The 26,727-nt window shown below is 66.5% G+C and carries 22 protein-coding genes; 14 read left to right on the top strand and 8 right to left on the bottom strand.

The window, feature by feature from the left end:
• The first annotated feature begins 195 nt into the window (after positions 1-195).
• From ABIE24_RS12815 to ABIE24_RS12765, 11 genes are all read left to right on the top strand, one after another.
• Positions 196-1,155, top strand: a complete 960-nt coding sequence (locus ABIE24_RS12815) for a sugar phosphate isomerase/epimerase family protein (protein ID WP_354500254.1) — start codon at positions 196-198, stop codon at positions 1,153-1,155.
• Positions 1,152-2,903: a dihydroxyacetone kinase family protein gene (locus ABIE24_RS12810; RefSeq protein WP_354500252.1), complete on the top strand. Its 1,752-nt coding sequence runs from the start codon at positions 1,152-1,154 to the stop codon at positions 2,901-2,903. Before ABIE24_RS12815 ends, ABIE24_RS12810 begins: the two co-directional genes overlap by 4 nt.
• Positions 2,900-3,367 (top strand): ribose-5-phosphate isomerase, encoded by a 468-nt coding sequence (locus ABIE24_RS12805; RefSeq protein WP_354500250.1) that lies wholly within the window; start codon positions 2,900-2,902, stop codon positions 3,365-3,367. The genes ABIE24_RS12810 and ABIE24_RS12805 overlap by 4 nt, the downstream gene beginning before the upstream one ends.
• On the top strand, positions 3,364-4,371 hold the full coding sequence (locus tag ABIE24_RS12800) for a 4-hydroxythreonine-4-phosphate dehydrogenase PdxA (RefSeq protein ID WP_354500248.1): 1,008 nt from the start codon (positions 3,364-3,366) through the stop codon (positions 4,369-4,371). Before ABIE24_RS12805 ends, ABIE24_RS12800 begins: the two co-directional genes overlap by 4 nt.
• 44 nt (positions 4,372-4,415) lie before the next feature.
• Entirely contained in the window at positions 4,416-5,762 is a 1,347-nt protein-coding gene (locus ABIE24_RS12795; protein WP_354500247.1) for an MFS transporter, read from the top strand.
• A complete protein-coding gene (locus ABIE24_RS12790; RefSeq protein WP_354500245.1) occupies positions 5,759-6,682 on the top strand; it encodes an amidohydrolase family protein in 924 nt (307 codons plus the stop codon). Before ABIE24_RS12795 ends, ABIE24_RS12790 begins: the two co-directional genes overlap by 4 nt.
• Positions 6,679-7,431 (top strand): triose-phosphate isomerase family protein, encoded by a 753-nt coding sequence (locus tag ABIE24_RS12785; protein WP_354500243.1) that lies wholly within the window; start codon positions 6,679-6,681, stop codon positions 7,429-7,431. Before ABIE24_RS12790 ends, ABIE24_RS12785 begins: the two co-directional genes overlap by 4 nt.
• 141 nt (positions 7,432-7,572) lie before the next feature.
• Positions 7,573-8,550: a tripartite tricarboxylate transporter substrate binding protein gene (locus tag ABIE24_RS12780; protein WP_354500241.1), complete on the top strand. Its 978-nt coding sequence runs from the start codon at positions 7,573-7,575 to the stop codon at positions 8,548-8,550.
• Positions 8,550-9,101: a tripartite tricarboxylate transporter TctB family protein gene (locus ABIE24_RS12775; protein ID WP_354500239.1), complete on the top strand. Its 552-nt coding sequence runs from the start codon at positions 8,550-8,552 to the stop codon at positions 9,099-9,101. Before ABIE24_RS12780 ends, ABIE24_RS12775 begins: the two co-directional genes overlap by 1 nt.
• 2 nt (positions 9,102-9,103) lie before the next feature.
• Positions 9,104-10,612: a tripartite tricarboxylate transporter permease gene (locus ABIE24_RS12770; protein WP_354500237.1), complete on the top strand. Its 1,509-nt coding sequence runs from the start codon at positions 9,104-9,106 to the stop codon at positions 10,610-10,612.
• 101 nt (positions 10,613-10,713) lie between these two features.
• Positions 10,714-11,091, top strand: a complete 378-nt coding sequence (locus tag ABIE24_RS12765) for a hypothetical protein (protein WP_354500236.1) — start codon at positions 10,714-10,716, stop codon at positions 11,089-11,091.
• Positions 11,092-11,262: 171 nt separating this feature from the next.
• On the opposite strand, the gene ABIE24_RS12760 is transcribed toward ABIE24_RS12765, so the two are convergent.
• The 3 genes from ABIE24_RS12760 to ABIE24_RS12750 form a co-directional block, all read right to left on the bottom strand.
• Positions 11,263-15,249 carry a carboxypeptidase regulatory-like domain-containing protein gene (locus ABIE24_RS12760; protein WP_354500234.1) on the bottom strand — a complete coding sequence of 1,329 codons (3,987 nt, stop codon included), beginning with the start codon at positions 15,247-15,249 and terminating at the stop codon, positions 11,263-11,265.
• A 472-nt stretch (positions 15,250-15,721) separates the two neighbouring features.
• Positions 15,722-16,048, bottom strand: coding sequence for a hypothetical protein (locus tag ABIE24_RS12755; protein WP_354500233.1), 327 nt, complete (start codon positions 16,046-16,048; stop codon positions 15,722-15,724).
• 381 nt (positions 16,049-16,429) lie between these two features.
• On the bottom strand, positions 16,430-17,887 hold the full coding sequence (locus tag ABIE24_RS12750; protein WP_354500232.1) for an MFS transporter: 1,458 nt from the start codon (positions 17,885-17,887) through the stop codon (positions 16,430-16,432).
• Between the two features lie 161 nt (positions 17,888-18,048).
• Between ABIE24_RS12750 and ABIE24_RS12745 the strand changes: the two genes are divergently transcribed.
• Both ABIE24_RS12745 and ABIE24_RS12740 read left to right on the top strand, forming a co-directional pair.
• Positions 18,049-19,854, top strand: coding sequence for an amidase family protein (locus ABIE24_RS12745; RefSeq protein ID WP_354500230.1), 1,806 nt, complete (start codon positions 18,049-18,051; stop codon positions 19,852-19,854).
• A 54-nt stretch (positions 19,855-19,908) separates the two neighbouring features.
• Positions 19,909-20,646 (top strand): cohesin domain-containing protein, encoded by a 738-nt coding sequence (locus ABIE24_RS12740; RefSeq protein WP_354500228.1) that lies wholly within the window; start codon positions 19,909-19,911, stop codon positions 20,644-20,646.
• 75 nt (positions 20,647-20,721) lie between these two features.
• Here the strand turns inward: ABIE24_RS12740 and ABIE24_RS12735 are convergent, their stop codons facing one another.
• From ABIE24_RS12735 to ABIE24_RS12715, 5 genes are all read right to left on the bottom strand, one after another.
• Complete coding sequence (locus tag ABIE24_RS12735; RefSeq protein ID WP_354500226.1) at positions 20,722-21,477, bottom strand: SDR family NAD(P)-dependent oxidoreductase; 756 nt, start codon at positions 21,475-21,477, stop codon at positions 20,722-20,724.
• 156 nt (positions 21,478-21,633) lie between these two features.
• Positions 21,634-23,475: a choice-of-anchor G family protein gene (locus ABIE24_RS12730; RefSeq protein ID WP_354500224.1), complete on the bottom strand. Its 1,842-nt coding sequence runs from the start codon at positions 23,473-23,475 to the stop codon at positions 21,634-21,636.
• On the bottom strand, positions 23,472-24,185 hold the full coding sequence (locus ABIE24_RS12725; RefSeq protein WP_354500223.1) for a hypothetical protein: 714 nt from the start codon (positions 24,183-24,185) through the stop codon (positions 23,472-23,474). The genes ABIE24_RS12730 and ABIE24_RS12725 overlap by 4 nt, the downstream gene beginning before the upstream one ends.
• Positions 24,186-24,193: 8 nt before the next feature.
• Entirely contained in the window at positions 24,194-24,784 is a 591-nt protein-coding gene (locus ABIE24_RS12720) for a signal peptidase I (protein ID WP_354500221.1), read from the bottom strand.
• Between the two features lie 9 nt (positions 24,785-24,793).
• Positions 24,794-25,489 carry a SipW-dependent-type signal peptide-containing protein gene (locus tag ABIE24_RS12715; protein ID WP_354500220.1) on the bottom strand — a complete coding sequence of 232 codons (696 nt, stop codon included), beginning with the start codon at positions 25,487-25,489 and terminating at the stop codon, positions 24,794-24,796.
• A 227-nt stretch (positions 25,490-25,716) separates the two neighbouring features.
• Here ABIE24_RS12715 and ABIE24_RS12710 point away from each other — a divergent pair, with 227 nt between their 5' ends.
• Positions 25,717-26,658: a hypothetical protein gene (locus ABIE24_RS12710; RefSeq protein WP_354500218.1), complete on the top strand. Its 942-nt coding sequence runs from the start codon at positions 25,717-25,719 to the stop codon at positions 26,656-26,658.
• Positions 26,659-26,727: the final 69 nt, after the last annotated feature.

The following is a 26,727-nucleotide window of genomic DNA, read 5'->3' as shown; positions in this document are numbered from 1 at the left end:
GGGTTCGTGCGCCGACACCGGCGAGATTTCACTTACGCACCCAAAATCGCAGCAAGGGCGCTTTTTGGGTGCGCAATGGCCATCTCGCAACAGGCGCAGACCTCCGCTGACTTGACAATCTCACTCGGATCGTGAATCCTATAGGAAAGATGATGACAGCGACGGTATCCCCGGCGCCACACGACGAGGTGTTGAATGCCCCACTCCCGAGAGACCTGGCCCATCGCGGCCGCTCTTCACCAGTTTGCTGATCCGAGCGTGCAGGACGCTGAGCCCGAAGTCTGGCTCAAGACGTTCGAGGAAGTCGCATCCGTCGGCTTCGAGCACGTCGACCTGACCGACAACTGGCTCCGCATTGGAGACCTCGACAAGGATCGCCTCCGCGCCTTCGAGCTCATGGTCCTCGAGTCGGGCCTCCGCGTGCCGGCGCTCTCGATCACCCGCCGCAGCATCATCGACCCCGAGTCGAGCGTCGAGAACCTCGCGTACACGCACCGCACGATCGACGCCGCGGCATCCGTCGGCGTGGAGGTCATGTCACTCGGCCTGCACCGCCCGTTCACCGAAGCGCAGAAGAAGCAGCTCTGGTTCTGGAACGCCCCGAGCCCCGCCGACCCGGTCGACGACAAAGACACCTGGAACCTGGCGGTCGAGCGCTTCCGCGAGATCGGCCGCCACGCCGCCGAAAACAGCATGATCGTCTCTCTCGAACTCTACGAAGACACCTACCTCGGCACCGCCGACAGCGCCGTGCGCCTCATCGAAGACATCGACCTGCCCAACGTCGGCCTCGACCCCGACATCGGAAACCTCGTGCGCCTGCACCGTCCGATCGAGGACTGGCGCGAGATCCTCGCGAAGACCTTGCCATACACGAACTACTGGCAGGTCAAGAACTACTACCGCGACGAAGACCCCACCACCGGCTCCGTCACGTCGATCCCCGCGCCGCTGGCACTCGGTTTCATCAACTACCGGGATGCCATCCGCGACGCCCTCGCGCTCGGCTTCCAGGGCGTCTTCACCTGTGAGCACTACGGCGGAGACGGGCTTGGCGTCAGCGCCATGAACATGCAGTACCTGCGCACGCTGCTCCCCGCGGCCCAGCAGACGCCCACCCCCACCGAAGCAACACCGATGGGAGCCCTCTCATGACCCAGCTGATCACAGATGCCACCACCTTCGCGGATGCCGCCATCACCGGTTTCGTCGCCGCGAACGAACGCTACGTCCGCCGTGTCGACGGGGGAGTGGTCCGTTCCACGGTCATCCCCGACGGCCGCGTCGCCGTCGTCGTCGGCGGTGGCTCCGGCCACTACCCCGCGTTCTCCGGACTGGTCGGCCCCGGCCTCGCCGCCGGCGCCGTCTGCGGCAACATCTTCGCCTCACCGGCATCCGGCCAGGTCTACCGCGTCTCCAAAGCGGTCGAACGCGGAGCAGGCGTGCTGCTCAGCTTCGGCAACTACGCCGGTGACGTGCTCCAGTTCGGCCTCGCCGAGCAGCGCCTCCGCAGCGAAGGATTCGACGTGCGGTCGGTCGCCGTGACCGACGACATCGCCAGCGCGTCCGCCGACGAGATCGAGAAGCGCCGCGGCATCGCCGGCGACCTCACGGTCTTCAAGGTCGCCGGGGCCGCAGCCGAGGCAGGCAAGAGCCTCGACGAGGTCGAACGCCTCGCCCGCCACGCCAACGCCCGCACCCGTTCGTTCGGCGTCGCGTTCAGCGGATGCGTCATCCCCGGCGCGACCGAACCGCTCTTCACCGTGCCCGAGGGCGTCATGGCCATCGGCCTCGGAATCCACGGCGAACCGGGCATCGACGAAGCGCCCATCCCCACCGCTGTCGACCTCGCCACACTGCTCGTCGGCCGCCTCCTCACCGAGCTCCCCGACGGAGTCGCCGCAGCAGGCAGCCGCGCCGTCGTGATCCTCAACGGTCTCGGCACCGTCAAGTACGACGAGCTCTTCACCGTCTTCGCCGCCGTCACCGACGAGCTCACGCAGGCCGGCGTCGAGATCGTCGCCCCCGAGTGTGGCGAACTCGTCACGAGCCTCGACATGTCGGGCATCTCGCTCACCCTGTTCTGGGTCGACGACGAGCTCGAAGAACTCTGGAACGCGCCCGCCGACAGCCCCGCCTACCGCAAGGGCGCCATCACGGCCGAGCGCGACACCGCGATCGAGACCGTGGCGGATGCCGTTCGCACCGTTTCCGACGCCGCCAGCGCCGAGCAGCAGGCAGCGGCCCAGACCGCGCTCGACCTCCTCCGGGTCGTGCACCAGACGGTGCTCGACGGTGAAGAAGAGTTCGGCCTCATCGACGCCATCGCCGGCGACGGCGACCACGGCATCGGCATGGCCCGCGGTGTCACCGGCGCCCTGGCCGCCGGCGAGCAGGTCGTCGCCGACAGCGGCGGCGTCATCCGGCTGCTGGCCGAGGCCGGCGAGGGCTGGTCCGAGCACGGCGGCGGCACCTCCGGGGCGCTCTGGGGCATCGCGCTGACCGGCGCCGGCACCCAGCTCGCCGCCGAACCCGCGCTCGACGCCCCGGCCGTCGCCCGCGCCGTCCGCGCAGCGCTCGACGCTGTGCAGAAGCTCGGCAAGGCGCAGGTCGGAGACAAGACCCTCGTCGACTCGTTCGTCCCGTTCGTCGAGACGCTCGAAACCGCCGTCAGCGCCGGGACCGACCTCAGCACCGCCTGGGCCGACGCGGCATCCGCCTCGACCGCAGCGGCGAACGGAACAGCCGACCTCCGTCCGCGACTCGGCCGGGCCCGCCCGCTGGCCGAGAAGAGCCTCGGGCACCCGGATGCCGGTGCCATCTCCCTGGCCCGCATCGTCACCTCGATCGGCGCCCAGCTGGCAACCGGCGCATCAACGACCACAGAGAAAGAAGACAAATGAGCGAGCAACTCCGCATCGTTCTCGGCAGCGATGACGCCGGGTACGACTACAAGGAAGCGCTGAAGGCGGATCTTGAGAAGGATCCCCGCGTCGCATCCGTCACCGACGTCGGCGTCACCGCCGACGGGCACACCGCCTACCCGCACATCGCCGTCGAGGCCGCCCGCGTGGTCGCTGCCGGCGACGCCGACCGCGCACTGCTCTTCTGCGGCACCGGACTGGGCGTCGCGATCGCCGCGAACAAGGTCGACGGCATCCGTGCGGTCACCGCCCACGACAGCTACTCCGTCGAGCGCGCGATTCTCAGTAATAACGCTCAGGTGCTTACGATGGGCCAGCGCGTTATCGGCCTCGAGCTCGCCCGCCGCCTTGTGCGGGAATGGCTCGGCTACACGTTCGACCCCACCTCCTCTTCCGCTGAAAAAGTGGATGCCATCTGCAGCTACGAAGGAACCAACCGATGAACGACAGCATCACGACCGAAGCCCGCCGCCCCCGCATCGCCCTCGTCATGGGTGACCCGGCCGGTGTCGGACCCGAACTCGCCGCCAAGCTCCTCGCCCGCCCGTCGACCCTGGCCGACGCCGAGGTCTACGTGCTCGCCGACGCCGCAGAACTCGCCGACGCCGCCCGCACCGCCGGTGTCGAGGTGCCGCTGAGCGCCGAGCCGACCCCCGGCTTCGCCGTGCTGCTCGACGACAGCTCCGCCCCGGCCGAGGCGATCCCCGCCCAGCAGGTCAGCGCCGAGGCCGGCGCCCGTGCGATGCACCAGCTCACCCGTGCCCTCGACCTCGCGAACGACGGCAAGATCGACGCCATCGTCTTCACCCCGCTGAACAAGACGAGCCTCAAGATGGCCGGCATGAACCACGAAGACGAGCTGCGCTGGTTCGCCCAGGCGCTTGGCCACGACGGTGTCACCAGCGAGCTCAACGTGCTCGAAGGCCTCACCACCGCGCGCGTCACCTCGCACATCCCGCTGTCCGAGGTCGCCGGCTTCATCAAGGCCCCCGCCGTCACCGCGGCGATCCAGCTGCTCGACGAGACCCTCAAGGCCGGCGGCAACCCGACGCCGCGCATCGGCGTCTGCGCCCTCAACCCGCACGGCGGAGAGAACGGCAACTTCGGCCGTGAAGAGATCGACGAGATCGGCCCGGGCGTCGTCCGCGCCACCGAACTCGGCATCGACGCGCAGGGTCCGTTCCCGTCCGACACGATCTTCGCTGCGAAGCGCCACGAGTTCGACGGCATCGTCACGATGTACCACGACCAGGGCCAGATCGCCATGAAGCTCATCGGCTTCGACGCCGGCGTCACCATCCAGGGCGGCCTCCCCGTCGCGATCGCCACCCCGGCACACGGCACCGCCTTCGACATCGTCGGCAAGGGCATCGCCAACACCGGCGCCACCGAGCACGCATTCGACCTCGCCGTCGGCATCGCACGCCGGAAGATCGCTGTCGCCTAAGCGACGCACCACTCGTACAGAAACACAGACAAGGTAGTCGTTCCATGAGCACCATCCGTCCGAAGCGCACCTGGGTGCGCGTCCAGATCTTCTCGATCCTCTGGATCCTCGTCCTGCTGAACTTCATCGACCGCGCCACGCTGTCGGTCGCGATGCCGTTCATCAGTGAGGAATTCAACCTCACCCCCGAGATGCAGGGCTTCCTGCTCGGGTCGTTCTTCTGGACCTACCTCCTGTTCCAGATTCCCGGCGGCTGGCTGCTCGACCGCTTCGGTCCGCGCAAGATCGTCGGCGGAGCCGGCGTCCTGTGGGGCTTCTTCCAGCTCATCGCAGGCTTCGCGACGAGCGGCATGTTCCTCACGGTGACCCGTCTGGGTCTCGGCGCGACGGAGGCTCCGGTCTTCCCGGCCGGCGCGAAGCTCAACGCCAACTGGCTGCCGGCGAAGGAGCGCGCCCGCGGCGCGACCTTCGTCGATGCGGCCGGCCCGTTCGGGTCCGCTGTCGGTGGCCTCATCGTCACCGCACTCATCGGTGCGTTCGGCGGCTGGCGGATGGCGTTCATCGTCACCGGCGCCGTCACGATCATCGTCGCGGTGCTCTACTTCCTCTACCTCAAGGACCGCCCCGAAGAGCACAAGGGCGTCAATGAAGCCGAGCTCGCTCACATCCGCAGCGACGTCGCGACAGCCGACACCGCATCCGGTCCGCTTCCCCGCGTCAGCGACTACCTGCGTTCACGCTCCTTCTGGGGCCTGATGTTCGGCCGCCTCGGCTGGGCGACCGTGTGGTGGGGCATCATCTCGTGGACCCCGTCGTACCTGTCTACCGCGCTCAACTTCGACCTCGCCGCCCTCGGCTGGGGAACCTTCCTCGTCTACGGCTGCGGCGTACTGGGCCAGATCGTCGCCGGCCTCACCGCCGACAAGTGGCGGTCGAAGACCACCCGCTACAACGTGGTCATGAAGACGATCTTCGGCATCTCCGGCATCGGAACCGCGATCGCCATCTTCACCCTCCCGGGTGTCACCGATGGCGCCGTCGCGCTGGCCGCACTCAGCATCGCCGTGTTCTTCATCAACTTCGGTGGATTGTACTGGGCACTCCCCGCCTGGCTCGCCCCGAAGAAGCAGGTCGGCACCGTCGGCGGTGTGATGAACGTCGCCTCCTCCGGTGGTGGCGGTCTCGCCCCCATCGTCATGGGCTTCGCGATCGGAGCCTCAGGCGGAAGCTTCGCCGGGTCCTTCGTGTTCCTCGGCGTCTGCGCGACCGTGTACCTCCTCGGCTCGATGCTCATCAACTTCGAGAAGCCGCTGGCCGTCGCCCGCCACACCGACACGACGCCGACCGCCGAAGGCGAGGGCGAGCGCGAGACTGTCGGGTCCGCGACGTGAGCCGGTACGCCGGCGGCATCGTCGACGCGCACCACCACTTCTGGGAGCCGTCACTCGGGCGCAACCCGTGGCTGCTTCCGGATGCTGCGATCCCCTTCCGCTACGGCGGCTACGAGTCCATCAAAAAGGACTACTTCCCGGACGACCTGCTGGCGGATGCCGCCGGATTCCGGATCGTGGGAACGGTCACGATGGAGACCGAATGGGATCTCGACGACCCGGTGGGGGAGATGCGCCACATGGCGTCGATCGCCGACCGGTTCGGGCTGCCGAGCGGTGCCGTCGCGCACGCGCAGCTGAAGCGCGGCGACGTCGAGGGAACCCTCGAACAGCTGGCCTCCATTCCGCTCGTGCGCGGCGTGCGGAACAAGCCGGGGCAGGCGGCATCCGCTGCCACCGCCCCGGCCACGCCGACCCTGCTCACCGACCCGGACTGGCAGCGCGGCTACGCGTTGCTGGCTCGGTACGGCCTCGACTTCGAGCTGCAGACCGCGTGGTGGCACCTCGACGACGCGCTCACGCTGGCGCAGCGTCACCCCGACATCCCGATGATCGTCAACCACACGGCGCTGCCGGTGGACCGGTCCCGTGAGGGCATCGACGGCTGGGCTCAGGCCCTCACCTCGATCGCATCAGCGCCGAATGTGTCGATCAAGATCTCCGGCATCGGTCTGCAGGGCGTGCCCTGGACTGCCGAGAACAACCGCGAGATCGTCGAACGCACGGCCGAAATCTTCGGGCCTGACCGCATCATGTTCGCCAGCAACTTTCCGGTCGACGGTCTTACCGGCAGCTATGCCGACATCATGGGCGGCTTCGTCACGATCGCCGAGGGCTGGAGCGACGACGAACAGCGTCAGGCGTTCCTCACCAACGCGATCCGCATCTACCGCCTCGACCCCGCACTGGCCTCGGCGTGACCGTTTACATCGGCGCAAGCACGAAGATGTACCTCGGCTACGCCCAGACCGTAGCCTGGCTCGACGGGATCGCCGCCGAACTCGACGCGCGCCCTGGGCTCGCCGGAGTCGTCCCCTTTGTCATCCCGTCCTTCCCCCTGCTTCCTGCCGCACTCGATCGGCTCGCCTCCCGGGGCGTGCTGATCGGTGCGCAGGCGGTGAGCTGGGGAGACGGCGCACTGACCGGCGAAGTGTCAGCTGCTCTGCTCGCTGAGATGGGCGTCAGCCTGGTCGAGATCGGCCATGCCGAGCGCCGGCGGCACTTCGGCGAAACCGATGAGGTCATCGCCCGCAAGGTCGAGGCAGCGGATGCCGCCGGGCTGCGTTCCCTGCTCTGCATCGGTGAACCGGAACGCACGGACCCCGACGAGGCCGTGGCGTTCTGCCTCGCGCAGGTGCGGAGCGCGATCCGCGCGGATGCCGGCAAGCTGGCATCCCTGATCGTCGCCTACGAACCGATCTGGGCGATCGGCGCCGCCGAGCCGGCGGACCCGGACTACGTCGTCGCCGTGCTCACCGGACTCCGCTCCGCGCTGGCGGCGCTCACTGACTCCGTCCCGCCGATCGTCTACGGCGGGAGCGCGGGCCCGGGACTGCTCGGACGGCTTCCTGCGGCAGACGGTCTGTTTCTCGGGCGCTTCGCCCACGATCCCGCGAGTTTCGCGCGCGTGCTCGACGAGGCATCCGATCGCGTTCTCGACCCAACCTGAACCCCCACAACGTAACAATCATGTTTCGGCCGCCAATAGTGCAGCAACGCAGTCGTAGATCCGATAGGATCTTTGATTACAGCCTCAATGGCCGTCACTTGTACCTCACAATCACTGGTATGAAATCAAAGGAGATAGACAATGGTGTCAACCACAGTTAAAGCGGTCGCCGTCGCAGGCATCGCCCTGCTGGCACTGACCGGATGTAGCGCCTCGGCTGCCCAGGAGAAGTCAGCAGAGGGCGGCGAAGCCTTCAAGCTCAGCGGTGACGTCCGCATGATCGTGCCGTTCTCGGCCGGTGGCGGCAGCGACCTGAGCGGCCGGGCCATTGCCTCGGGCCTCGAAGAGGTCGCCGACATCAACGTCAGCACAGAGAACCGCGAAGGCGGATCCGGCGCGATCGGCTACTCGCACTTCCTCGGCCAGGAAGGCAAGGACAACTACCTCCTCGCTTCCGAAACCGCTCTGCTCGCCCTCCCGCTCACGCAGGACGTCGAGTTCGAGTACACCGACTTCACCCCGATCATGAAGCTCGGCGACGACTACACGCTCCTCGTCGTCGCACCTGACTCTCCTTACGAAACCTGTGACGAGGTCGTCGACGCAGCCAAGAAGGACCGCGTCGTCGCCGCCGTCTCCGGCGCAACCAGCCTTGACGAGATCGTCTTCACGCTCGTCGAAGACGAGATGGACGTCGAATTCGACCGCGTTCCGTTCGAGTCGGGCAGCGAAGTCCTCGCCGCACTGCTCGGTGGCACCATCGACATCGCGTCGCTGAACCCGGGTGAAGTTCTCGGCCAGCTCGAGTCCGGTGACCTCAAGGCTCTCTGCGCCTTCTCCGACGAGCGCTACGAGTACAAGGAGCTGAAGGACATCCCGACGGCTAAGGAACAGGGCGTCGACGTGTCGTTCGCACAGTTCCGTGGCTTCATCGCTCCCGGCGGCATCTCTGACGAGGCCAAGGAATACTGGATCGAGCAGGCGAAGGCGTTCGAGAAGTCTGACGCGTACGCGCAGTACATCGAACAGAACGTGATGCAGGCCAACGCGGTCTACGGCGACGACTTCGCCGAGTACCTCGACGGCAACTACGAATCGCTCGAGAAAGCACTGGGCTAGTGGAATCTGTACGACTCAAGGTCGCCGGGATCGCGTTCACCGCGGTCCTGGCGGCCGTCGGCATTGCCGCCGTCATCGGCGGTCTCATGTACGGCGTCTTCGCTGAAGACGGGCTCATCGGCCCCGGCTTCCTGCCGGTCATGTCCGGTGGGCTGGTGGCGCTCTTCGCCATCAGCGACATCATCTCGCGGCTTCTGGCTCGCAAGCACCCCGTCGACGAGCGAGAGCTCCTCCTCGACGACGAGTCGGCCGCCGAGCTCGAAGCAGAAGCAAAAGTGCCCGACATCGACATCTTCGGCCGCAGCCAGAAGCAACGCAACAAGCAGCTGATCGCGGTGATCGGCATCCTGATCGCCACCGTCGCCCTCGTCGAGGTCCTCGGCTTCATCCTTGCCTTCGGCATCATGCTGGTCGTTACGGCTGTGCTCGTCGAACGACGCAAACTCCTTCCTTCCATCCTCGTTGCGGTCATCGCACTGGGTGTGGCCTACCTCGTCTTCGGAGTGCTGCTGCGTGTGCCGCTGCCCCAGGGCCTTTTCGGAATGTTCTAGCCATGATCGACAACCTCATCCTCGGTTTTCAGACCGCTCTGACATTCGAGAACATCGTCTGGTGTTTCATCGGTGTTCTGATGGGCACCATCATCGGGCTCATGCCCGGTCTCGGCTCCACCACGGGTGTGGCCATCCTGATCCCGCTGACCCTCACGCTCGAGCCGGTCACCGCGCTCATCATGCTCGCCGGCATCTACTACGGCGCCCAGTACGGCGGGACCATCACCTCGGTGCTCATCTCGACACCGGGTGAAGCCGCGAGTGTCGTCACGACTCTCGACGGCTATCAGATGGCCCGCAAGGGCCGGGCCGGTTCGGCCCTCGCGATCAGCGCGATCGGCTCGTTCGTCGCCGCGATCATCTCCCTCGCCCTGCTGATGGCGCTCGCGCCACCACTCGCAGACCTTGCGCTCAACTTCGGCCCGGTCGAGAACCTGGCCATCATGATCCTCGGTCTCGTGATCGTGGTCAGTTTCGCGGGCGGATCGCTCAAACGCGGCCTGATGATGGCATCCCTCGGTCTCCTCATCTCGACCGTCGGTGTCGCCACCGGGTTCAGCCAGGCGCGGTTCACGTTCGGCAACGTCGACATGCTCGGCGGTATCCCGTTCGTCGAGGTCATGATCGGTCTCTTCGCCGTCGGCGAGGTGCTGTACCAGATCCGGATCGGTGCCGCTGCTCCGATCCGCACCCGCTTCAAGGACATGGTCATCACCAAGTCGGAGCTCAAGCGCAGCGCTGCCCCGATCTTCCGGGGGAGTGGCATCGGCTTCCTGCTCGGAATCCTGCCGGGCGCCGGCTCCACGCTGGCCTCGTTCATGGCCTACGGCATCGAGAAGCGCGTGTCGAAGAACCGCGGCGAGTTCGGCCGCGGCGCCATCGAAGGTGTCGCCGCTCCCGAGGCTGCGAACAACGCGGCTGCGAACGCCAACTTCGTGCCGACGCTCGCCCTCGGCATCCCGGGTGGTGGAACGACCGCCGTGCTCCTCGGCGCGTTCACCATCTACGGTCTCCAGCCGGGTCCGCTGCTGTTCGAGACCCAGCCCGCCCTGGTCTGGGGTCTGCTCGTCTCGTTCTTCATCGGCAACGTGCTGCTCCTGGTGCTCAACCTGCCGCTCGCGCCGGTGTTCGCCCAGATGCTCCGCATCCCGTACGGCTACCTCTACCCGATCATCCTGCTGACGAGCTTCATCGGCGCCTACTCGGTGAGCAACAACATGTTCAGCGTGGTGCTCGTGCTCATCTTCGGGCTCATCGGCTACGTCATGAAGGAACTCGACCTCCCGGTCGCGCCCCTCGTGCTCGGCCTCGTGCTCGGCCCACTGTTCGAGAAGGCGCTCGTGCAGACATCCGCTCTCGGACAGGGAAGCTTCAGCATCATCCTCGAGAGCCCGATCTCCGTGGTCATCCTCATCGCCGCCGTGTTCTTCGCGTTCGGCCCGGCCCTGCTGGGTCGCGTCGCCAAGCGCCTCACGGCGAAGAAGGCAGAAGAGGCGCTCACGAAGTAGCGTTCCTCCCCACCTCGACGAGAGGGCATCCGTTCACGCGGGTGCCCTCTCGTCGTATCATTCCGGTCTCTCGCCGTTCCCAGCACCGCTACAGTGCACCTATGACCACCGCTGCGGCGATCCTCGCCTGCCTCATCCTCGTCGCACTCGCCGTCTTCCAGGCGCTCCTCATCGCGGGCCGCCCCCTCGGCCGCTTCGCCTGGGGCGGCCAGCACGAGGTTCTCCCGCGCAACCTCCGCATCGGCAGCGCGGTCTCGATCGTGCTCTACGCCATCTTCGCCATCGTGATTCTCGAGGCGGCCGGACTGACAAACCTGCTGCCGGACGCCGTCGCAGAGATCGGCATCTGGGTTCTGACCGCCTACTTCACGTTGGGCATCGTCATGAACGGCATCTCGCGGAGCAAGCCCGAGCGCAACCTGATGACCCCGGTCTGTGTCGTGCTCGCGGGGCTCTGCCTCATCATCGCGCTCAGCTGAGGTCCGTACCGTATTTTCGGGAGGATGATCCGGGGGTCCATCGTCCATACGTGGACAGACCCCACGATCTTCCTCCCGAATAGCAGGCGGCCCCGGCGCGCGCACGCAAAAGAGCGGCCGCCGCCGGATTACCGGCGACGACCGCTCGTCGTGAGATGCGAGCTAAACGGGTCAGCTACACGGGGTCAGCGTCTTCACCCCGACGCCAAGCGCATTCACGCCGCCGAGCAGCACGACCTTGGTCGCACCCAGCGACGCGATGTCCGCGATCACATACGGCGGAACGCAGTGGCCCTGCACGGTGTAGAGCGGAGCCTTGTTCTTTCCCGCGAGCGCGGCTCCGGCCAGCGCGTCGGCGTAACCGGTTCCCACCGCCAGGTAGACGAAGTCGCTGTCGGTGAATGACGCGCGGTTGATCGCGCCCGACGTCTCGTACCGGTCGGCGCCGCCGAGGCGGCTGACCTTCGTTGCCCCGACCAGTGACTTGAGCGAGGCTTCCATCTTCGTGTTGACGACGGCGGTTCCTCCGGCGATCGCGACTTCCGACACCGTGAGGTCGGTCAGCAGCTTCGTCGTGGCCGCGTCGAGTCCACTCTCGTGTCCGTCGACGAGTACAACGGGTGCGCCGACCGCTCCGGCGGCCGCCGACGCTGCGAGCGCATCAGGGAAGTCCCGCGCCGTCGCAACGAAGGCCTTGTCCGAGCCGATTTCACCGAAGGCCTTCTCGACGATCACGCGTGCCGTCTCGAAGCGGTCGCCGCCGGCATCCCTGCGGATCGACGGCGTGAGCTTCGACAGTTCGGTGTAGACGGATGCCGACACGGCCGTTTCGCCGCCGACCACGACGATCTTCTGCGGCTTGAGCCGTTCGATCTCCTTCTTCACCGGCTCGGGGAGTGACGAGTCGGTGGTCAGGAGCAGCGGCCCGCCCTGCACGGCAGCGGCCGGTGCGGCCGCCAGCGCATCAGGGAACTTGCCGCCGGTGGCGACGTAAACCACCTTCACATCCGGCTCGAAGCTCTCCGCGATCTTGACAGCCGTCTTGTAGCGGTCGTCGCCGGAGATCTGACTCACCACCGGTTCGAAGACCGCGGCTGCGGCGATGACCGGGCTGGGAACCGAGGTTTGGGCCGCCGTGGTGTAGCCAGCCTTGACCCCGGTCACGGTCACGGTGAGGCGCTTGCCCAGATCGGCAGTCGTCAGAGCATGCGTTCCCGCCGTTGCGCCACTGATCGCAACGCCATCCCGAAGCCACTGGAATGACAGGGCGTCAGGTGCAGGTGACCAGGCTCCGGCCGCGGCGGTCAGCGTGCGACCGACCTCAGGCGTACCGGAAACAGTCGGCACCGGCGTCGTGACGAAGGGTTTGATCTCCTCAGTCACCGTCGCCGTCGCGGCGGATGTCCTCGTCGCGCTGGCGTACCCCGTCTTCGTTCCGGTGACCGAGACGGTCACCTTCTTTCCGGCGTCAGCGGCGACGAGCGAGTAGGTCGCTGCCGTTGCGCCGCTGATCGCGACACCATCGCGGTTCCACTGGTAGGCCAGCGTCACCGGGGCGGGTGTCCATGTGCCTGCCGTGGCGGTCAGGGCCTTTCCGACCGTCGCCGTCCCGGCGATCGTCGGAACCGGAGCCGCGGTCAGTGCCGGCAACTCAGGTGTTGCGGCCGCGATCACGGCGGCGGTTGCGACCGACGTCTTCGACACGGTCGTGAACCCTGCCTTGCTGCCGGTCACCGTGACCGTGATCGCCTTTCCGAGGTCAGCCGTAGCGAGGGTGTACGTCGCTGCGGTCGCTCCGGTGATAGCGGTTCCGTCTCGGTTCCACTGGTACGCGAGGGTCACGGGCTCCGGCGTCCAGGTCCCAGCGGATGCCGTGAGGACCTTTCCGACCTGCGCCGTACCACCGACGGTCGGCACGGGCGTTGCCGTCAACGGGGTCGGCGCTGCCGCCTTCTTCTGGAGCACGACGGTCGGGTTCGTGACGGTCGTGGCGGCGCCCACCGTGATGGAGTCAGCAGTGGCGAGCGTCGCCTTGCCGGAGAAGAACTGAGCGCTGTACACATCGCCGATGAGCGAGGCGTTCCAGTATTCATCTTCCCAAGTATCGGTGAACCCGACCTTGTACGTGCCGCTGTTGAGCCGCGAAATGCGGTAAATGCCTTCGCTATCCGTGCTGGACGCCTGCACGATGGTCCACTCGGTTCCGACTTTCTGCCAGACCGGCACGATGATGTCGGCGAGCGGGCTGCCGGCTGCGTCGGTGACGGTGCCGGTGAGCTCCGAACCTTCCACCAGTGTCGCGTTCTTGCCGGCGGAGTCCTGTCCGACAACAACCGTCGCCGGAGTGGCCGCCGACTCGACAGTTGCGCCGTTCCACCACTGCCGGGCGAAAGGCTGCTCGTTGTAGCCGCCGCCGTAGTAGTCGAACGAGACCGTGTAGGCACCGGCAGCAAGACCGTAGATGGTGTAATTGCCGTAGGAGTCAGTGCTGGCCGACTGCCACGCGTAGAAGTCGTCGCTGATGCCGCTGGCGGACACCGTCACGCCTTCGAGGTTTCGCGTCGGAGAGCCCGCGGCTTTCACATTGCCGGAGATGGTGCCGCCCTTCGCCATGACGACGTCCTTGCCGGTCACGGTGGACGAGGCTGCGACGGCGAACCGTGGTGCATCACCGGCGGAGGTCGCTCCCCACGCTTGGGAAACGTAGTTGAGCATGGCCGATGCCGCATCGAAGGTCAGAGAGTAATCGCCGGCAGGTAGACCGATGACGGTGTAGTTTCCGTTGCTGTCGGTGACCGCTGACCCCCACGAGCCGACACTGTTGGACATGGTGGACACGTAGACGCCGGCGAGGTTGACCGCCGGTGAGCCCGCTCCCTTGACGTTGCCCGAGATCGTCGCCCCAACGGGGAGTACGGCATTCTTTCCGGTGACCGTCTCGCCCGCAACTACGGTGATCGGCGTCGGATCCTGGCTGGAGCCAGAGGTGCTCCAGCCCATTGAGACGTAATTCTTCCCGGAGTTGCGAGCGTCGAAGCGGAGCGTGTAGCTGCCTGCGGGCAGTCCGGTTATGACGTAGTTTCCGTTGACATCCGTCTCGAAATAGCCGCCCCAGTAATTGGGGTCGTCGGCCAGAATCTGCACCTGAATTCCGGCGAGATTCACGTTCGGGGATCCGGCGCCTTTGACGTTGCCCGAAATGGAAGCGCCCTTCGCGAGGACCGCATTTGCAACACGTGTCTGACCCGCGGCGACCACGATCGACGTCGCATCCTGCGGTGACGATTTTCCGTCCCAGTACTGGTTCATGTAGAGAGTGCCGCTGGCGTCGAACTGCACGTTGTAACTGCCCGCCGGGAGACCTTGGAGGGCATAGTTGCCGGCGTCGTCAGTGGTGGCCGACGCGAAGACTCCCTCGTCAGACATCGCCGATACAGAGATGCCCGCGAGGTTGACGGCAGGGTTTCCGGCGCCCTTGACGTTCCCTGAAATGGTCGCGGCTGGTGCGAGGATGGCGTTCTTGCCCGAGACCGTTGCGCTGGCGGCGACAGTGAAGGTGTCTGCGCTATCGCGTGTCGTCTTTCCGCTCCACCATTGGGCCGCGCCTCGATAGTTCGAGTCTTCGAATTGCAGCGTGTACGGTCCCGCGACGAGCCCACGAATCGTGTAGTTGCCCGAGGCGTCGGTGACTGCTTGCCCGCCATCTCCGGTGTCGGACATGGCGTAAACGTACACTCCGTCGAGGTTGGCGCCAGAAGCGCTACCGAGCTTGACGTTTCCGGAGATCGTCGCACCCAAGACGAGGGCGCCATTGATTCCGGACGTCGTGGCACCCGCCGCGACAGCTACCGAGGTCGCTGAGTCGAATGTCGTCGCGTTCTTCCACCACAGCGGCGCATAAGCCCCAGAGAACTCCTGGAACTCGATCTTGTAGTTGCCGGGCTCCAGATCAGTGAACGTGTAGTTGCCCGAGGCATCGGTGGTGGTGCCAGCGAGTTGCATGTGCCACAGCGAATCGGCTTCGTAGAGCGACACCCACGCGTTGGCGATGTTCTTGCCACCACCCGCGACAGTGCCCGATATGCTCCCCGTGGTCACCTCGGCAACGGCGGGCGTCGCACCAGCGACCAAACCCCCGGCCGTGAGAAGCACGGTCACGGCGAGAGCGAGCGCTCGCCTCGGCCATTTCGGACGGTGTAGTGGCTGCGCGGCCGCTTTCGAGCGTGACAAATTTTCCCCCAAGGTATCTGCATGCAAAGAAGAGGCCCGGGTCATACCCGGGCCTCCGCTCAGACTAGGGGACGGATGCTGCCTGCGATACTCCCGCGAAGGAGGCACGGCAGGCCTGATCGTGAGCACTTTTCTGTGCCGTGCGGTATTCAGCATCCGTGGAGGCGAATGAGTCGTTCGCAAGCACGGAGATTTCTCATCGAAACGGTCGTTGTCGCCCGTCGGGGGCCTTTCGCGCGCACATCTCTGAAGTTGCGAACAGCGCCTCTGGCGGCTGGGCGCGCGCGACGGGTCAGCACGGCATCCGCACGCCCCCCGCTGCAGATGCTTCCTACCGAAATGGGTCAGCACGGCACAAGGAAAGAAGCGCGAGGCAAGGATGCCGCGGCAACGTTAATCCTTATCCGGCGCTGTTTTCCTTGCCCCGTGCTGGTGCTGCTTCGGAGCTGCTGGCTGCATCAGCGTCGGTGCTGCCGGCTGCATCGGCGGCGCGAAGGCTGCGGATCAGCACAAGCACCAGCATCCGCACGGCCTCCCCCTGCGCCTGCTTCGGCCCGCACCCGATCAGCACGGCATAAGGAAAGAAGCGCGAGGTAAGGATGCCGCGGCAACGTTGGTCCTTATCCGGCGCTGTTTTCCTTGCCCCGTGCTGGTGCGTCGTCGGAGCTGCCGGCTGCATCAGCGTCGGAGCTGCTGGCTGCATCGGCGTCGGTGCTGCTGGCTGCATCGGCGGCGCGAAGGTCGCGCATCAGCACAAGCACCAGCATCCGCACGGCCTCCCCCTGCGCGTGCTTCGGCCCGCACCCGATCAGCACGGCACAAGGAAAGAAGCGCGAGGCAAGGATGCCGCGGCAACGTTGGTCCTTATCCGGCGCTGTTTTCCTTGCCCTGTGCTGGTGCGACGTCGGAGCTGCTGGCTGCATCAGCGTCGGAGCTGCCGGCTGCATCGGCGTCGGTGCTGCCGGCTGAATGGGCGGCGCGAAAGTCGCGCATCAGCACTAGCATCAGCATCCGCACGGCCTCCCCATGCGCGTGCTTCGGCCCGCACCCGATCAGCACGGCATAAGGAAAGAACCGCGAGGCAAGGATGCCGCGGCAACGTTGGTCCTTATTCGGCGCTGTTTTCCTTGCCCCGTGCTGGTGCTCCGTCGATAGCGTCGGCGGCGTCAGCCCCAGAAGCATCAGCACCAGAAGTAGCAGCACCCGAAGCAGCCGCGTGCCCCAGCGGCTTCTGATCCCGAGCCGCCGCCATCGCCGCCCGCCCGGACGGCAGCAGCACGGCGATCACCATCACCAGGATCGTGGCGATGCCGGCCGCGATGAGCAGCAGCTGCACACTGATCACATCGGCGAGCGGACCGAACACCGTCATGCCGATCGGCGTCGCCAGCGCCATCACGATGCTCACGTAGCTGAAGACCCGGCCGTGCATCTCGGGTTCGACGGTCTCCTGCACGAGGGTCATGAACGGGGCCGAGAACAGCGGCACCAGAAGTCCGAACACGAACATGAAGCCGTAGAACACCCACAGGTTCGGGGCGAGGCCGAGAGCGATCGTGAACACCGCGAAGCCGAACGTGGCGAAGAGGATCAGGCCGATCCGGCTCCGCTTGGCTAGAACCGTCGCGACCACGATGCCGCCGAGGATCATGCCGACGCTGAATGCGATCTCGAGCACGGTCACCATCCACACTTCGGTGCCGAAGGTGCGGGCAATCAGCAGCGGGGTGATGAACGACGGCGCAACGGTGAGCAGAAAGATGATCGCGAAGACGCCGAGGAGCCACCGGACGACCTTGTGCTGCCAGATGTACCGCATCCCCTCGACGAGGTCTTCGCGATAGGTCGAGGTCTTCGCGGCGATCGAGGCGAGCGTCGGCACTGCCACGAACGCGAGGAAACCGACGCCGATCACCGCCGTGACGAAGTCGATGAAGAACACAGGCACGATGCCGAAGAGCCCGAACACCGCACCGGCGACCGCCGGCGCGAGTAGCGCCATCGCCGACTGGATCGACCCGAACAGGCCGTTGACCCGCATCAGCTGGTCGGCCGGCACGATCTGCGGAATCATCGCCTGCACCGCCGGCGTCTGAAAACCCGCGCCGATCGAACGCGCACCGACCGCGAGCAGGATCACCCAGAGATCCGTGACGCCGTTGAGCATCGCGAGCGCGAGCACGAACGTCACTACGGCGATCGCACTGTCGGCGAGGATCACGAGCACCCGCCGGTTCATCCGGTCGGCCACGACGCCGCCGAAGATCGACACGATGCCCTGCGGCAAAAACGCCGCGATCGCGTACAGCGCGATCGCAAACCCCGACTGGGTCTCGAACGTGACGTACCACATCACCGCGTACTGCACGATCATCGAACCGAACAGCGAGATCGTCTGGCCGCTCAGAAACAGGCCGACGTTCCGCTTCCAGTGCGCAGGCACAGCAGGCACATCGGAACCACCAGACACAGCGGATGCCGCCTCGCCGGCCGCGAGCGCGTCGTCGGTTGCAGGGGTGGCGGGGTCGGGATTCACGTCGTTCACAGTACCGGGTGGGTGTGACATCCGGCATCCGTCCTGCGGCGGAGAAAACAGGGCGGCCCGGAAACCCCGGCGTTACATCGCCGCAACACCGCGCTGTGAGCATGAGCAACACGCCGCGCACCGCGGTCAACGCGGCGCGGGAGTCTCGCACGCGCTTCTTGAACGCCCCGAGAGGATCACCCTTGAGTCAGCCACCACGGCATCGATTCCGCACCTTCGTCCTGCTGCCCGGAGCGGTGCTTGCCGTCGCAGCCACCAGCCTCGGCGGTTTCAGCGTCGCCACAGCAGCGCCGTCCGACACCACCGGCCTGAACTTTCTCGCCCCGTTCTACAGCGAGGCAGATCTCACCGGCGACGACGCAGTCGATGAGAACGACATCGACCTGCTGATGACGGCACTCGGCACGTCGACCACGGATGCCACCTGGTCGACGGTCGAAACAGCCGACTTCGACGCCAACGGAACGATCACCGTCACTGACGTGGCGTCGCTGTCGCAGCGCACGCTCTACGATGACGGCCCGTTCTCGCCGGTCGAGGCCACCACGATCGACGTGCAGAAAGCCATGAACGCCGGCGTCGTCACGGCCGTCTCGCTCACGCAAATGTACCTCGACCGCATCGCCGCCTATGACGACCAGGGCGAGACGCTTAACTCGATCATCTCGGTCAACGAGAACGCGCTTCAGATAGCGGCCGAACTCGACGCCGAACGCGCCGCCGGCGGCCCCCGCAGCATGCTGCACGGCATCCCGGTTCTCGCGAAAGACAACTACAACACCGTCGACATGCCCACGACGGCGGGTTGCACCTGCCTGAGGAACAACCAGACGGATGCCGACAGCCAGATCGTCGAGCAGCTGCGCGCTGACGGCGCGGTCATCCTGGCGAAGGCGAACCTCGACGAGTTCGCGTTCAACCTGTCGACCGACAGCTCGCTCGGCGGCGTCACCAACAGCGCCTACGTGCGCACCCAGAACGCGGGCGGATCGAGTGGAGGAACCGGCGCATCGATTGCCGCGAACCTCGGCATCATCGGCCTCGGCACCGACACCGGCGGATCCATCCGCGTGCCGTCGTCGTTCAACCAGCTGGTGGGCGTGCGCCCCACCGTCGGGCTCGCCAGCCGTGACGGCATCATCCCGCTCGCCCTGTCGCAGGACACCGGCGGCCCGATGACCCGCACCGTCTCTGACGCGGCCATCGCCCTCGACTCGATCGCCGGCTACGACCCGGAAGACGCGATCACGGCAGAATCGAACGGCAACATCCCGACCTCGTTCACCTCGTCGCTGGATGACTCCAGCCTCGAAGGCGTCCGCATCGGGTACGTCCCGTCGATCGTCGGCACCAACGCTGCCGTCAACCGCCTGTTCTCCGAGGCCCTCGCCGACCTCCAAGCGCAGGGCGCCACGGTCGTGGAGATGGTGATCCCCGAGCTGCCCATTGTTCAGGGTTACTCGAGCGGAAGCACCAACGAGTTCAAGCACGACCTCAACGAGTACTTCGCCAAGTTCGTCACCGATCCTGACGTGCCGTACTCCTCGCTGGCCGAGATCATCGCCGCCGAGGACTACCAGGCGCCGGCTCGAACGAACACCATGAAGGCGCGTGAAGCGGTCACCGAAGAGCAGTACCAGGCCTGGATCGTGAGGCACAACGCTGAAATCGCCAACGGTGAGCGTATTCTGAGCGGCGCCATGGACTCCCACAACGTGTCGGCCATGGTCTACCCGACCACGACCGGGCAGTACAGCACAGGGGCGAACAACCGCCTCAGCCCGTACAGCGGGATGCCGGCGGTCACCGTTCCGATGGGCCTCTCGTCCACCGCGATCGACGGCAGCGCGATCGACGGTGCGCCGTCGAACATCGAGTTCCTCGGCCGGTCCTACGCGGAGTCCACTCTGATCGGGCTCGCGTTCGACTACGAGCAGGCGACCCTGCACCGCACCTCGCCGGCCCTGTTCCCGGCATTGGCGGGTTGAGCCATGGCGATCACACGAAACAACACGAGTAATGAATTGAAAGGTAAGCCATCCATGTCACGAGCGGCGAGCATCCGAAACCGTGCTGCAGTTCCGGTGTTCGCCGCGCTGGTGGGAGGGCTCGTTCTTGCGGCGCCCCTGCCAGCCGTCGCAGCACCGAGTGCGGCGACGTTCTCGATAGCGGTGTCGGATGCCACGGTGCAGGTCGGCGAGACGGTCGACGTCATGGTGGCGGTCACCGGCGCCGTGGATCTCTACGCCTACGACCTGTCGCTGGGGTACGACGCCGACGTGCTGGAGTACGTCGACGGCAGTGCCCAGACCGCGATCTCCGGTCAGAGCTCCGCCACGGCAACGGGCGGTGAGGTGCGGTTCGTCCACACCAAGCTCGGAACCTCACCGAGCGCGGCCGGCGACCTCACCCTCGCGACCCTGTCGTTCGAGGCTCTCGCAGCTGGGGACGTCTCGCTCGGACTGGACCTCGAACTGGTCGGTTCGGATGCCGTCTCGGTTGCGTTCGCTGACGCGGCAACAGCAGCCATCTCGGTTCCGGCCCCGCCGGCGCCGGTCACGACGCCGCCTGCTCCGTCGGCTCCCGCCGTTCCCGCGGCTCCCGCCGTTCCGGCGCCTGCCGTGGACGATGTGGACCCGGTTGCCGGCCCTGGACGCGACAGCCTGTCGGTCACGGGCGCCGACGTTGCACCCTGGCCCATCCTCGGCGCCGTGGCGGCGCTTCTGCTCGGAGGGCTGATTCTGCTTCGGGTCCGCCGCAAGCGGGCTTCGTCGGTGTAGCGAGCACATCGGCAAAAGCAATGGGCACCGGATGTAACCATCCGGTGCCCTTTGTCACGCGAGAGCGCGTCGAACCTACAGCGCGGTGTAACCACCATCGACCAGCACGTACGAGCCGGTCATGAAGCTGGCCTTGTCTGACAGCAGGAACGTCGTCACGTTGGCGATCTCCTCCGGCTGGCCGAGCCGGCCGAGCGGGTGCTTGGCCTCCAGGCCGTTGAGAATCTCAGCGGCAGCGGTCTTCAGCAGCGGGGTTTCGATGTAACCGGGGCCGACCGCGTTGATACGCAGCCCCTGTGCGCCGTACTCGGCAGCCGCGTTCTTGGTGAGGCCGACGACGGCGTGCTTGGTGGCCGTGTACGCGGAGCTGCCGATAGCCGCGACCGTGCCGTGAATGGAGGCCATGTTGACGATGGCGCCTTCAGCAGCACCGGCCTTGAGGATCTCCGGAATCTGGTAGCGCATGCCATAGAGCACACCGCTGAGGTTGATGCCGATGACGCGGTCCCAGTCGGCGATGTCGATCTCACCGGTAGGGGCGCTTGCGCCGCCGATGCCGGCGTTGTTGACCGCGTAGTTGAGGCTTCCGTAGGTTTCGACGGCGAAGTCGACGGCCTTCTTGCTGTCTTCGGCCACCATGGTGTTGGCCTTGAACGAGACAGCGGTTCCGCCGGCGGCCGTGATCTCGTCGACCACGCGGTTGGCGCCGTCAAGGTCGATGTCGACAACGACGACGTTGACGCCGTTGCTGGCGAGGTCTTTGCTGATCGCCTCACCGAGCCCCGAGCCGCCGCCGGTGACCAGTGCCGTTTTGCCTTCGAAATTACCCATGTTGTTTTCCTCCTGCGCGGGGACCTGTTGTGCAGTCCCCTGATCCAGGCGGTCCGTGATCGGACCGTCACTCTGTCCAACGTCAGGCTACTCGTCTTCTATTCCATGCATATGCATAAATTCGCATGGGCAGGCTGCGCGAGAGTCGGGAAAGGTCTAACAGGCCAGGACCGGACACCCGGGCCCGACTGACCCCTTGGCCAGATAGATGCCCCCCGCAGACTGGCCGAGGGCATCCAGAACACCGATCCGGAGCGCAGCGACGCGGTATTCGTCGTCAGGCACCGACGCCCAGTCCGCTGGCTCGGGTGACCCCGTGAGCGGGTCGTTCTGCGCGTTGGCAGTGAGAGAGACGACTCCGTCGACGTACAGCGCCATCACCGCACCGAGCATCGACGCGATGGGCGCGGAAGCCTGCCCGGTTGGAACCATGCCGTCGGCGGTCGGCACTGCGCCGCGCACGGTGCTCTCCACAACCGCGCCGAGTCCGGTGCTGAGTCCGGTGACGAGAAGATCGAGCTGATCAGCGATCGGCCCGTTGAGGATCGAATCGAGCACCGGCCCCAGAAGAATCACCTCCTCGAGGCCAGGCAGAACACTGAACTCGGCTGTGGTGTTCAACGAACCCAGCGTGCCTGTCGCTGTTGCGTCGAGAGAACCGATGGGAACGACCTGGGGGAGGATGACGCCGACCGACACCGCGATGTCGGCAGAGATACCGACGCTCACATGGACAGCGTCGAGCGCATCCGTGAGCAACGCCTGCGCCTGGCCGAGCCACGAAACGATGGCGGCATCCAGTGCCGCGGTCAGCGCGTCAACGACGGCGTCGGTCAGCAAGAGGGGGGTGTTTGGCGGCAGCCCGTTGAGGTGGCTGCGGTCGCTGGCATACGCGGAGCCCAGGAGAGAGGCGGTGTCGACACGGAGAGTGCCGGTGCCGGGATCGATGAGCAGAAGCCCGTCCGCATCGGCGAACGGTAGAGACAGGAAGGTTCGGACCGGGGCCAGGTCAATCGTGGCGGACACGGTGGCATCAACCGTCCCCAGGCGCAGCCCGCCGGCCAGAGAAGTGTTCAGGATGCCGGTCACGCCGTTTTCCAGCGTCGTCACGACACCCGCATCCGTCGTCAGCCCGTTGACGGCGGTCTCGACGTCGCTGAGGTAGGTCTCCAGGTCACCGACAAGTGAGGCTACCGACGGGGATGTGATCACCGTGTCTAGCGAAGTGATCAAATACTCGCGCTGCAACGTCTCGTCGCTGACGCCGCCGAAAGCCACCCCACAGGCGTCGAGGGTGGCGTTCGCGCCGACGGCGCCCACCTCGAGCGAAACATCGGTCACGTCGGCGAGTGCGCCGCTCACCGCACTCCCGGCGAGCGCTTGGACGAGAGTGGAGAGGTCGAGTCTGGCCAGGCCCGGCACAGAACCGACGTCATAGGCTTCGATGGCTCCCATGTCGCTGACGAACCCGGCGGCTCCGGTCGCCAGGCCGTTGGTCGATGCTCGCGCGTATTGGCCCAGGGCGCTCACCTCGGTCGACGGGCTGCCGGGGGTCGTCACGATCTCGACGATGTCACCGAGCAGGTGGCTGACGCCGCCCAGCTCGACCGTCACCGTGCTGAGTGCCGCAACGTTCAACGGGTTGGCGTGCGCGTCGGGCGTCGGCAATGCCGGCTGCGCGTTGGTCGGAGTCACCGTCATGGCGGTGGGGGAGTTGTGGACCTGAACACCGCCGAGCGTTGCGAGGGTGTCGAGGTCGAGGCTCGCGAGTTGCCCGCTGAGGAGTCTGCCTTCCGCCTGCGACTGTAACACGCCGTTTGCCGAGTCGCAGTCCACGACCCCGACCGGTGCAGCCACCCATTCCTCCTCAAACCAGGAGGCGAGTGTGGGTGTGGCCGAGAAGCTGGTCGCGACGACCGCGGCGATCGCTGCCGCGGAGGTGAGCGCCGACCGCCGACGGGTTCGCGGCCGCAGGCGCCGAAGCGAGTGCGGGGTCATGGCGTGCTCCCCGGGCCTGGTCGCGGAGCATTCTGCCGCCGGGGACGGGCAGGCTGGAGGGTCAGGCCGGCAAGCACCGCGCCACCGGCGACCAGCCCGATGGCGAGCACGTTGACGCCGGTTCGAGGCAGTGAAACGCTGACCGGTGGCTCGCCCTTCGGAGCGTCGCTCGCCCCGGATGCGTAGAGCCCGACCGCGAAGTTGCCGTCCAGGCCCTCGAGCGACGGGTCGGACCCGGCTGTCTCGGGCAGCCCCAGTCGCACGCGGAGATAGCGCGGAGCATCCGCCTGGAGGTTCTCGAGCACCCAGGAGCGTCCCGCCTCGATCGGCGCGAGTGCTGTGGTCGCCAGGATTGAGGCTTCGCCGCGTTCGCACCGACCGGCCGCGTAGGGTTCCCTGCACGACGACACGCTGATCGTGACGCCGGAGGGATGTTCGACGACGGGCCCCCAGCCACGCAGTTGTAAAGCGAGGGTGCTGGACTCGACGTCGGCAAGCGAGGCTTCGATGAACAGGTCTTCGGTGTCGCCCGGAGACACGTCGTCGATCGAGAACGGATACGGGCCGGCCGCGAGCTGGAGGTGTCCGGGCATGCCGCTGTCGGGCACGTCGGTCATCGCTGCGTGGGCGCTCGCCGCGGTCAGCACCACGCCGCTGCCGATGGCGGCCGCCGCCGCGAGCCGCAGTGCGAGCCTGCCGGGAGTGGGCATCCGGAACATCACTCGGTCGTTGTCGCCGCGCCGCTGCGCTCCGGAGCCGACCGGTCCGGCTCTTGAGGCCAGAACGCCCAGAGCACGAGCCCGGCAACCCCGAGTGTCAGGCCGCCGATGACGAACGGCGCGCGCAGCGTGTCAAGCGCCGTGCCCCAGCCCGGGCCGCCGATGATCACCTTCGGAACCTCGGAGACGACGTACGGAAAGAGGTCTGCTGTGTTGTTGTCGTCGCCTTTCAGGGCGACTTCGCGCGTGGTGGGATCCCCGGTCTCGTTGATCGACACGATGCGGTGCGTGACCGGCAGCGAGGAGTCGTCGATGGCCACGGTGATGACGTCGCCCACGCGCAGGTCGGGTGCGAGCGTGGGCATCGAAACGGATGCCGCCCCCTGCGGCAGCGTCGGAGCCATCGATCCAGTCTTGAACACGATCACCGTTGCGCCGGTGACCCCTGCGAAGACCAACCAGACGATTGCGAGGGCTCCAACCGAACCGAGAAGAACGAAGACCAGGTCGGTCAGCCGCTGGCGGGCCGGCGTCCTGGTGCCGGTGGAAGTGCGTTCCGCATCGACCGTGCTCACAACGGGCGAAAGCATGGTGTTGGGCTACGCCGACTCCGCAGCGAAGCGCCAGGCCGGCGCCACGCTCATGCCTTGTGTTTCCTGTGCCTCAGGCGAGTCGGGCAGGGTGATGGCGAAGCAGTAGTACTGGGTGCTGCCCGCCGCGGCTGCGAGCGCGTGTTCCGGAGCTGTCAGCGCCGAGCCGAGGGCCGTTCCGTCAGCGACCGTCACCGCAGGGAACGCAGCGAACGACGCGGCGTCCGTGCAGTCAGCTGCTGTTGTCGACGACCGCACCGAGTACGTCAACGTGTCCCACAGCGGTGCGTCGAGGTCAGGGGATGCCGTCGTCGTCGGCTTCACGGCGCCCTGCAGCGTCACGGTTCCGGCGATCGAATTCGCCTCGGTCTGAAGTGCGACGGGGGCATAGACCGTCGTTCCGGGCGTCAGCGCAAGAGCGCCGAGGCTGAAGAGGAGGACCCCGGCATCGGATTGGGTCTCATGGTCGTCCCATGCGGCCACGAAGTCTGTCACGTCGGCGGTCGGCAGGAGGGTGTTCTGCTGGACGTTGAATCGCGACGTGCCGATCCCGTCGCCACCACCATCCAACCCACCGACGACCCACTCATTGTCGTTCCAGGCGGCGAGCGTCGCTGTCGCGCCGATCCCGAGAACGATCCCCGCTGATGCAAGAGCGAAGATCTTTCGCTTGCGTGTGCTTGCCGTGCGCGCCCGTGCGTCCATGATTTCCCCCATAATCCGGCTGGCTTTTCGCCGTGTGTTCCACCATATGGGGGACACGAGACGGCGCCCCTGCTGTGCGAAGACAGCTTCTACCCCAAAGCGGGGGCGGCGTGTCGATCCGGTGTTCTCGAGCAAGCGCTCGGAAGGCCGAGCCCGGGGTCGCAACCCGGCACTGAGTCGTTTCGACGCCCTTCACGCCGCCATGGGCGCGCCCTAAACTTCCCCGCATGACTGTCACCGACTGGCTGCTCGACTCCGACCCGGCGATCCGCTGGCAGGTTCTGCGCGACCTCCTCGACGAGCCCGCCGAGCTGGTCGCAGCCGAGCGGGCGCGGGTCGGAACCGAGGGTTGGGGAGCCCACCTCCTCACCTTGCAGGACCCGACAACCGGCCTGTGGGACGGCGGCACCTACGACCCGGCCGAGCCCCGCAACCCTGAAGACCCCGGCCAGCCCTGGACCGGCACCCACCACACGCTTGTCCTTCTCCGCGAGCTGGGCCTCGACCCCGCGAGCGCCGAAGCGCGCAGGGCGATCGGCCTTGTCCGCGACAACGTCACCTGGGACCACGCCGGCCAGCGCTACTTCGACGGCGAGGTCGAACCCTGCATCAACGGTATGGCGGTAGCCGTCGGCGATTACTTCGGCGAGAACGTACACGGCATCGTCGACCGGCTGCTCATCGAACAGCTCGGCGACGGGGGTTGGAACTGCGACGTCGAGATCGGCTCCACCCGCTCGTCGTTCCACACCACGATCTGCGTACTCGAGGGCCTGCTGCAGCACGAACGATCCGCGGGCCCCTCACCCGAAGTCGCGGCGGCCCGACGACGGGCGGAGGAGTACCTCCTCGAACGACGGATGCTCCGCCGCCTCTCGACGGGGGAGTTGGCCGACCCCTCGTGGACACTCTTCTCGTTTCCGCCCCGGTGGTTTTACGACGCCCTGAGGGGCCTCGACTACTTTCGGGCGGCGGGCCTGGTGCCCGACCCGCGTCTCGATGAGGCCATCGACCTGGTCGAGACCAAGCGGGGCACCGACGGCCGGTGGCTGCTCGAGAGCATGCATCCGGGCAAGGTGCACTTCGAGATGGAGAAGGTGGGCGAGCCGAGCCGCTGGATCACCCTCCGTGCCCTTCGGGTCCTCGACTGGTTCGCGAGTGGCCCGTAAAGCCGCCCCAACTCTTCCGCCCGCTCCCTCTTCCGTTCGCTGGAGGGAGCGAAGCGACCGAAGCGCGTC

The organism is Mycetocola sp. 2940 (assembly GCF_040548835.1).
Classification (GTDB): domain Bacteria; phylum Actinomycetota; class Actinomycetes; order Actinomycetales; family Microbacteriaceae; genus Mycetocola_A.
Note: the sequence above shows the minus strand (reverse complement) of the source record. Positions and strands in the feature narration are given on the sequence as shown.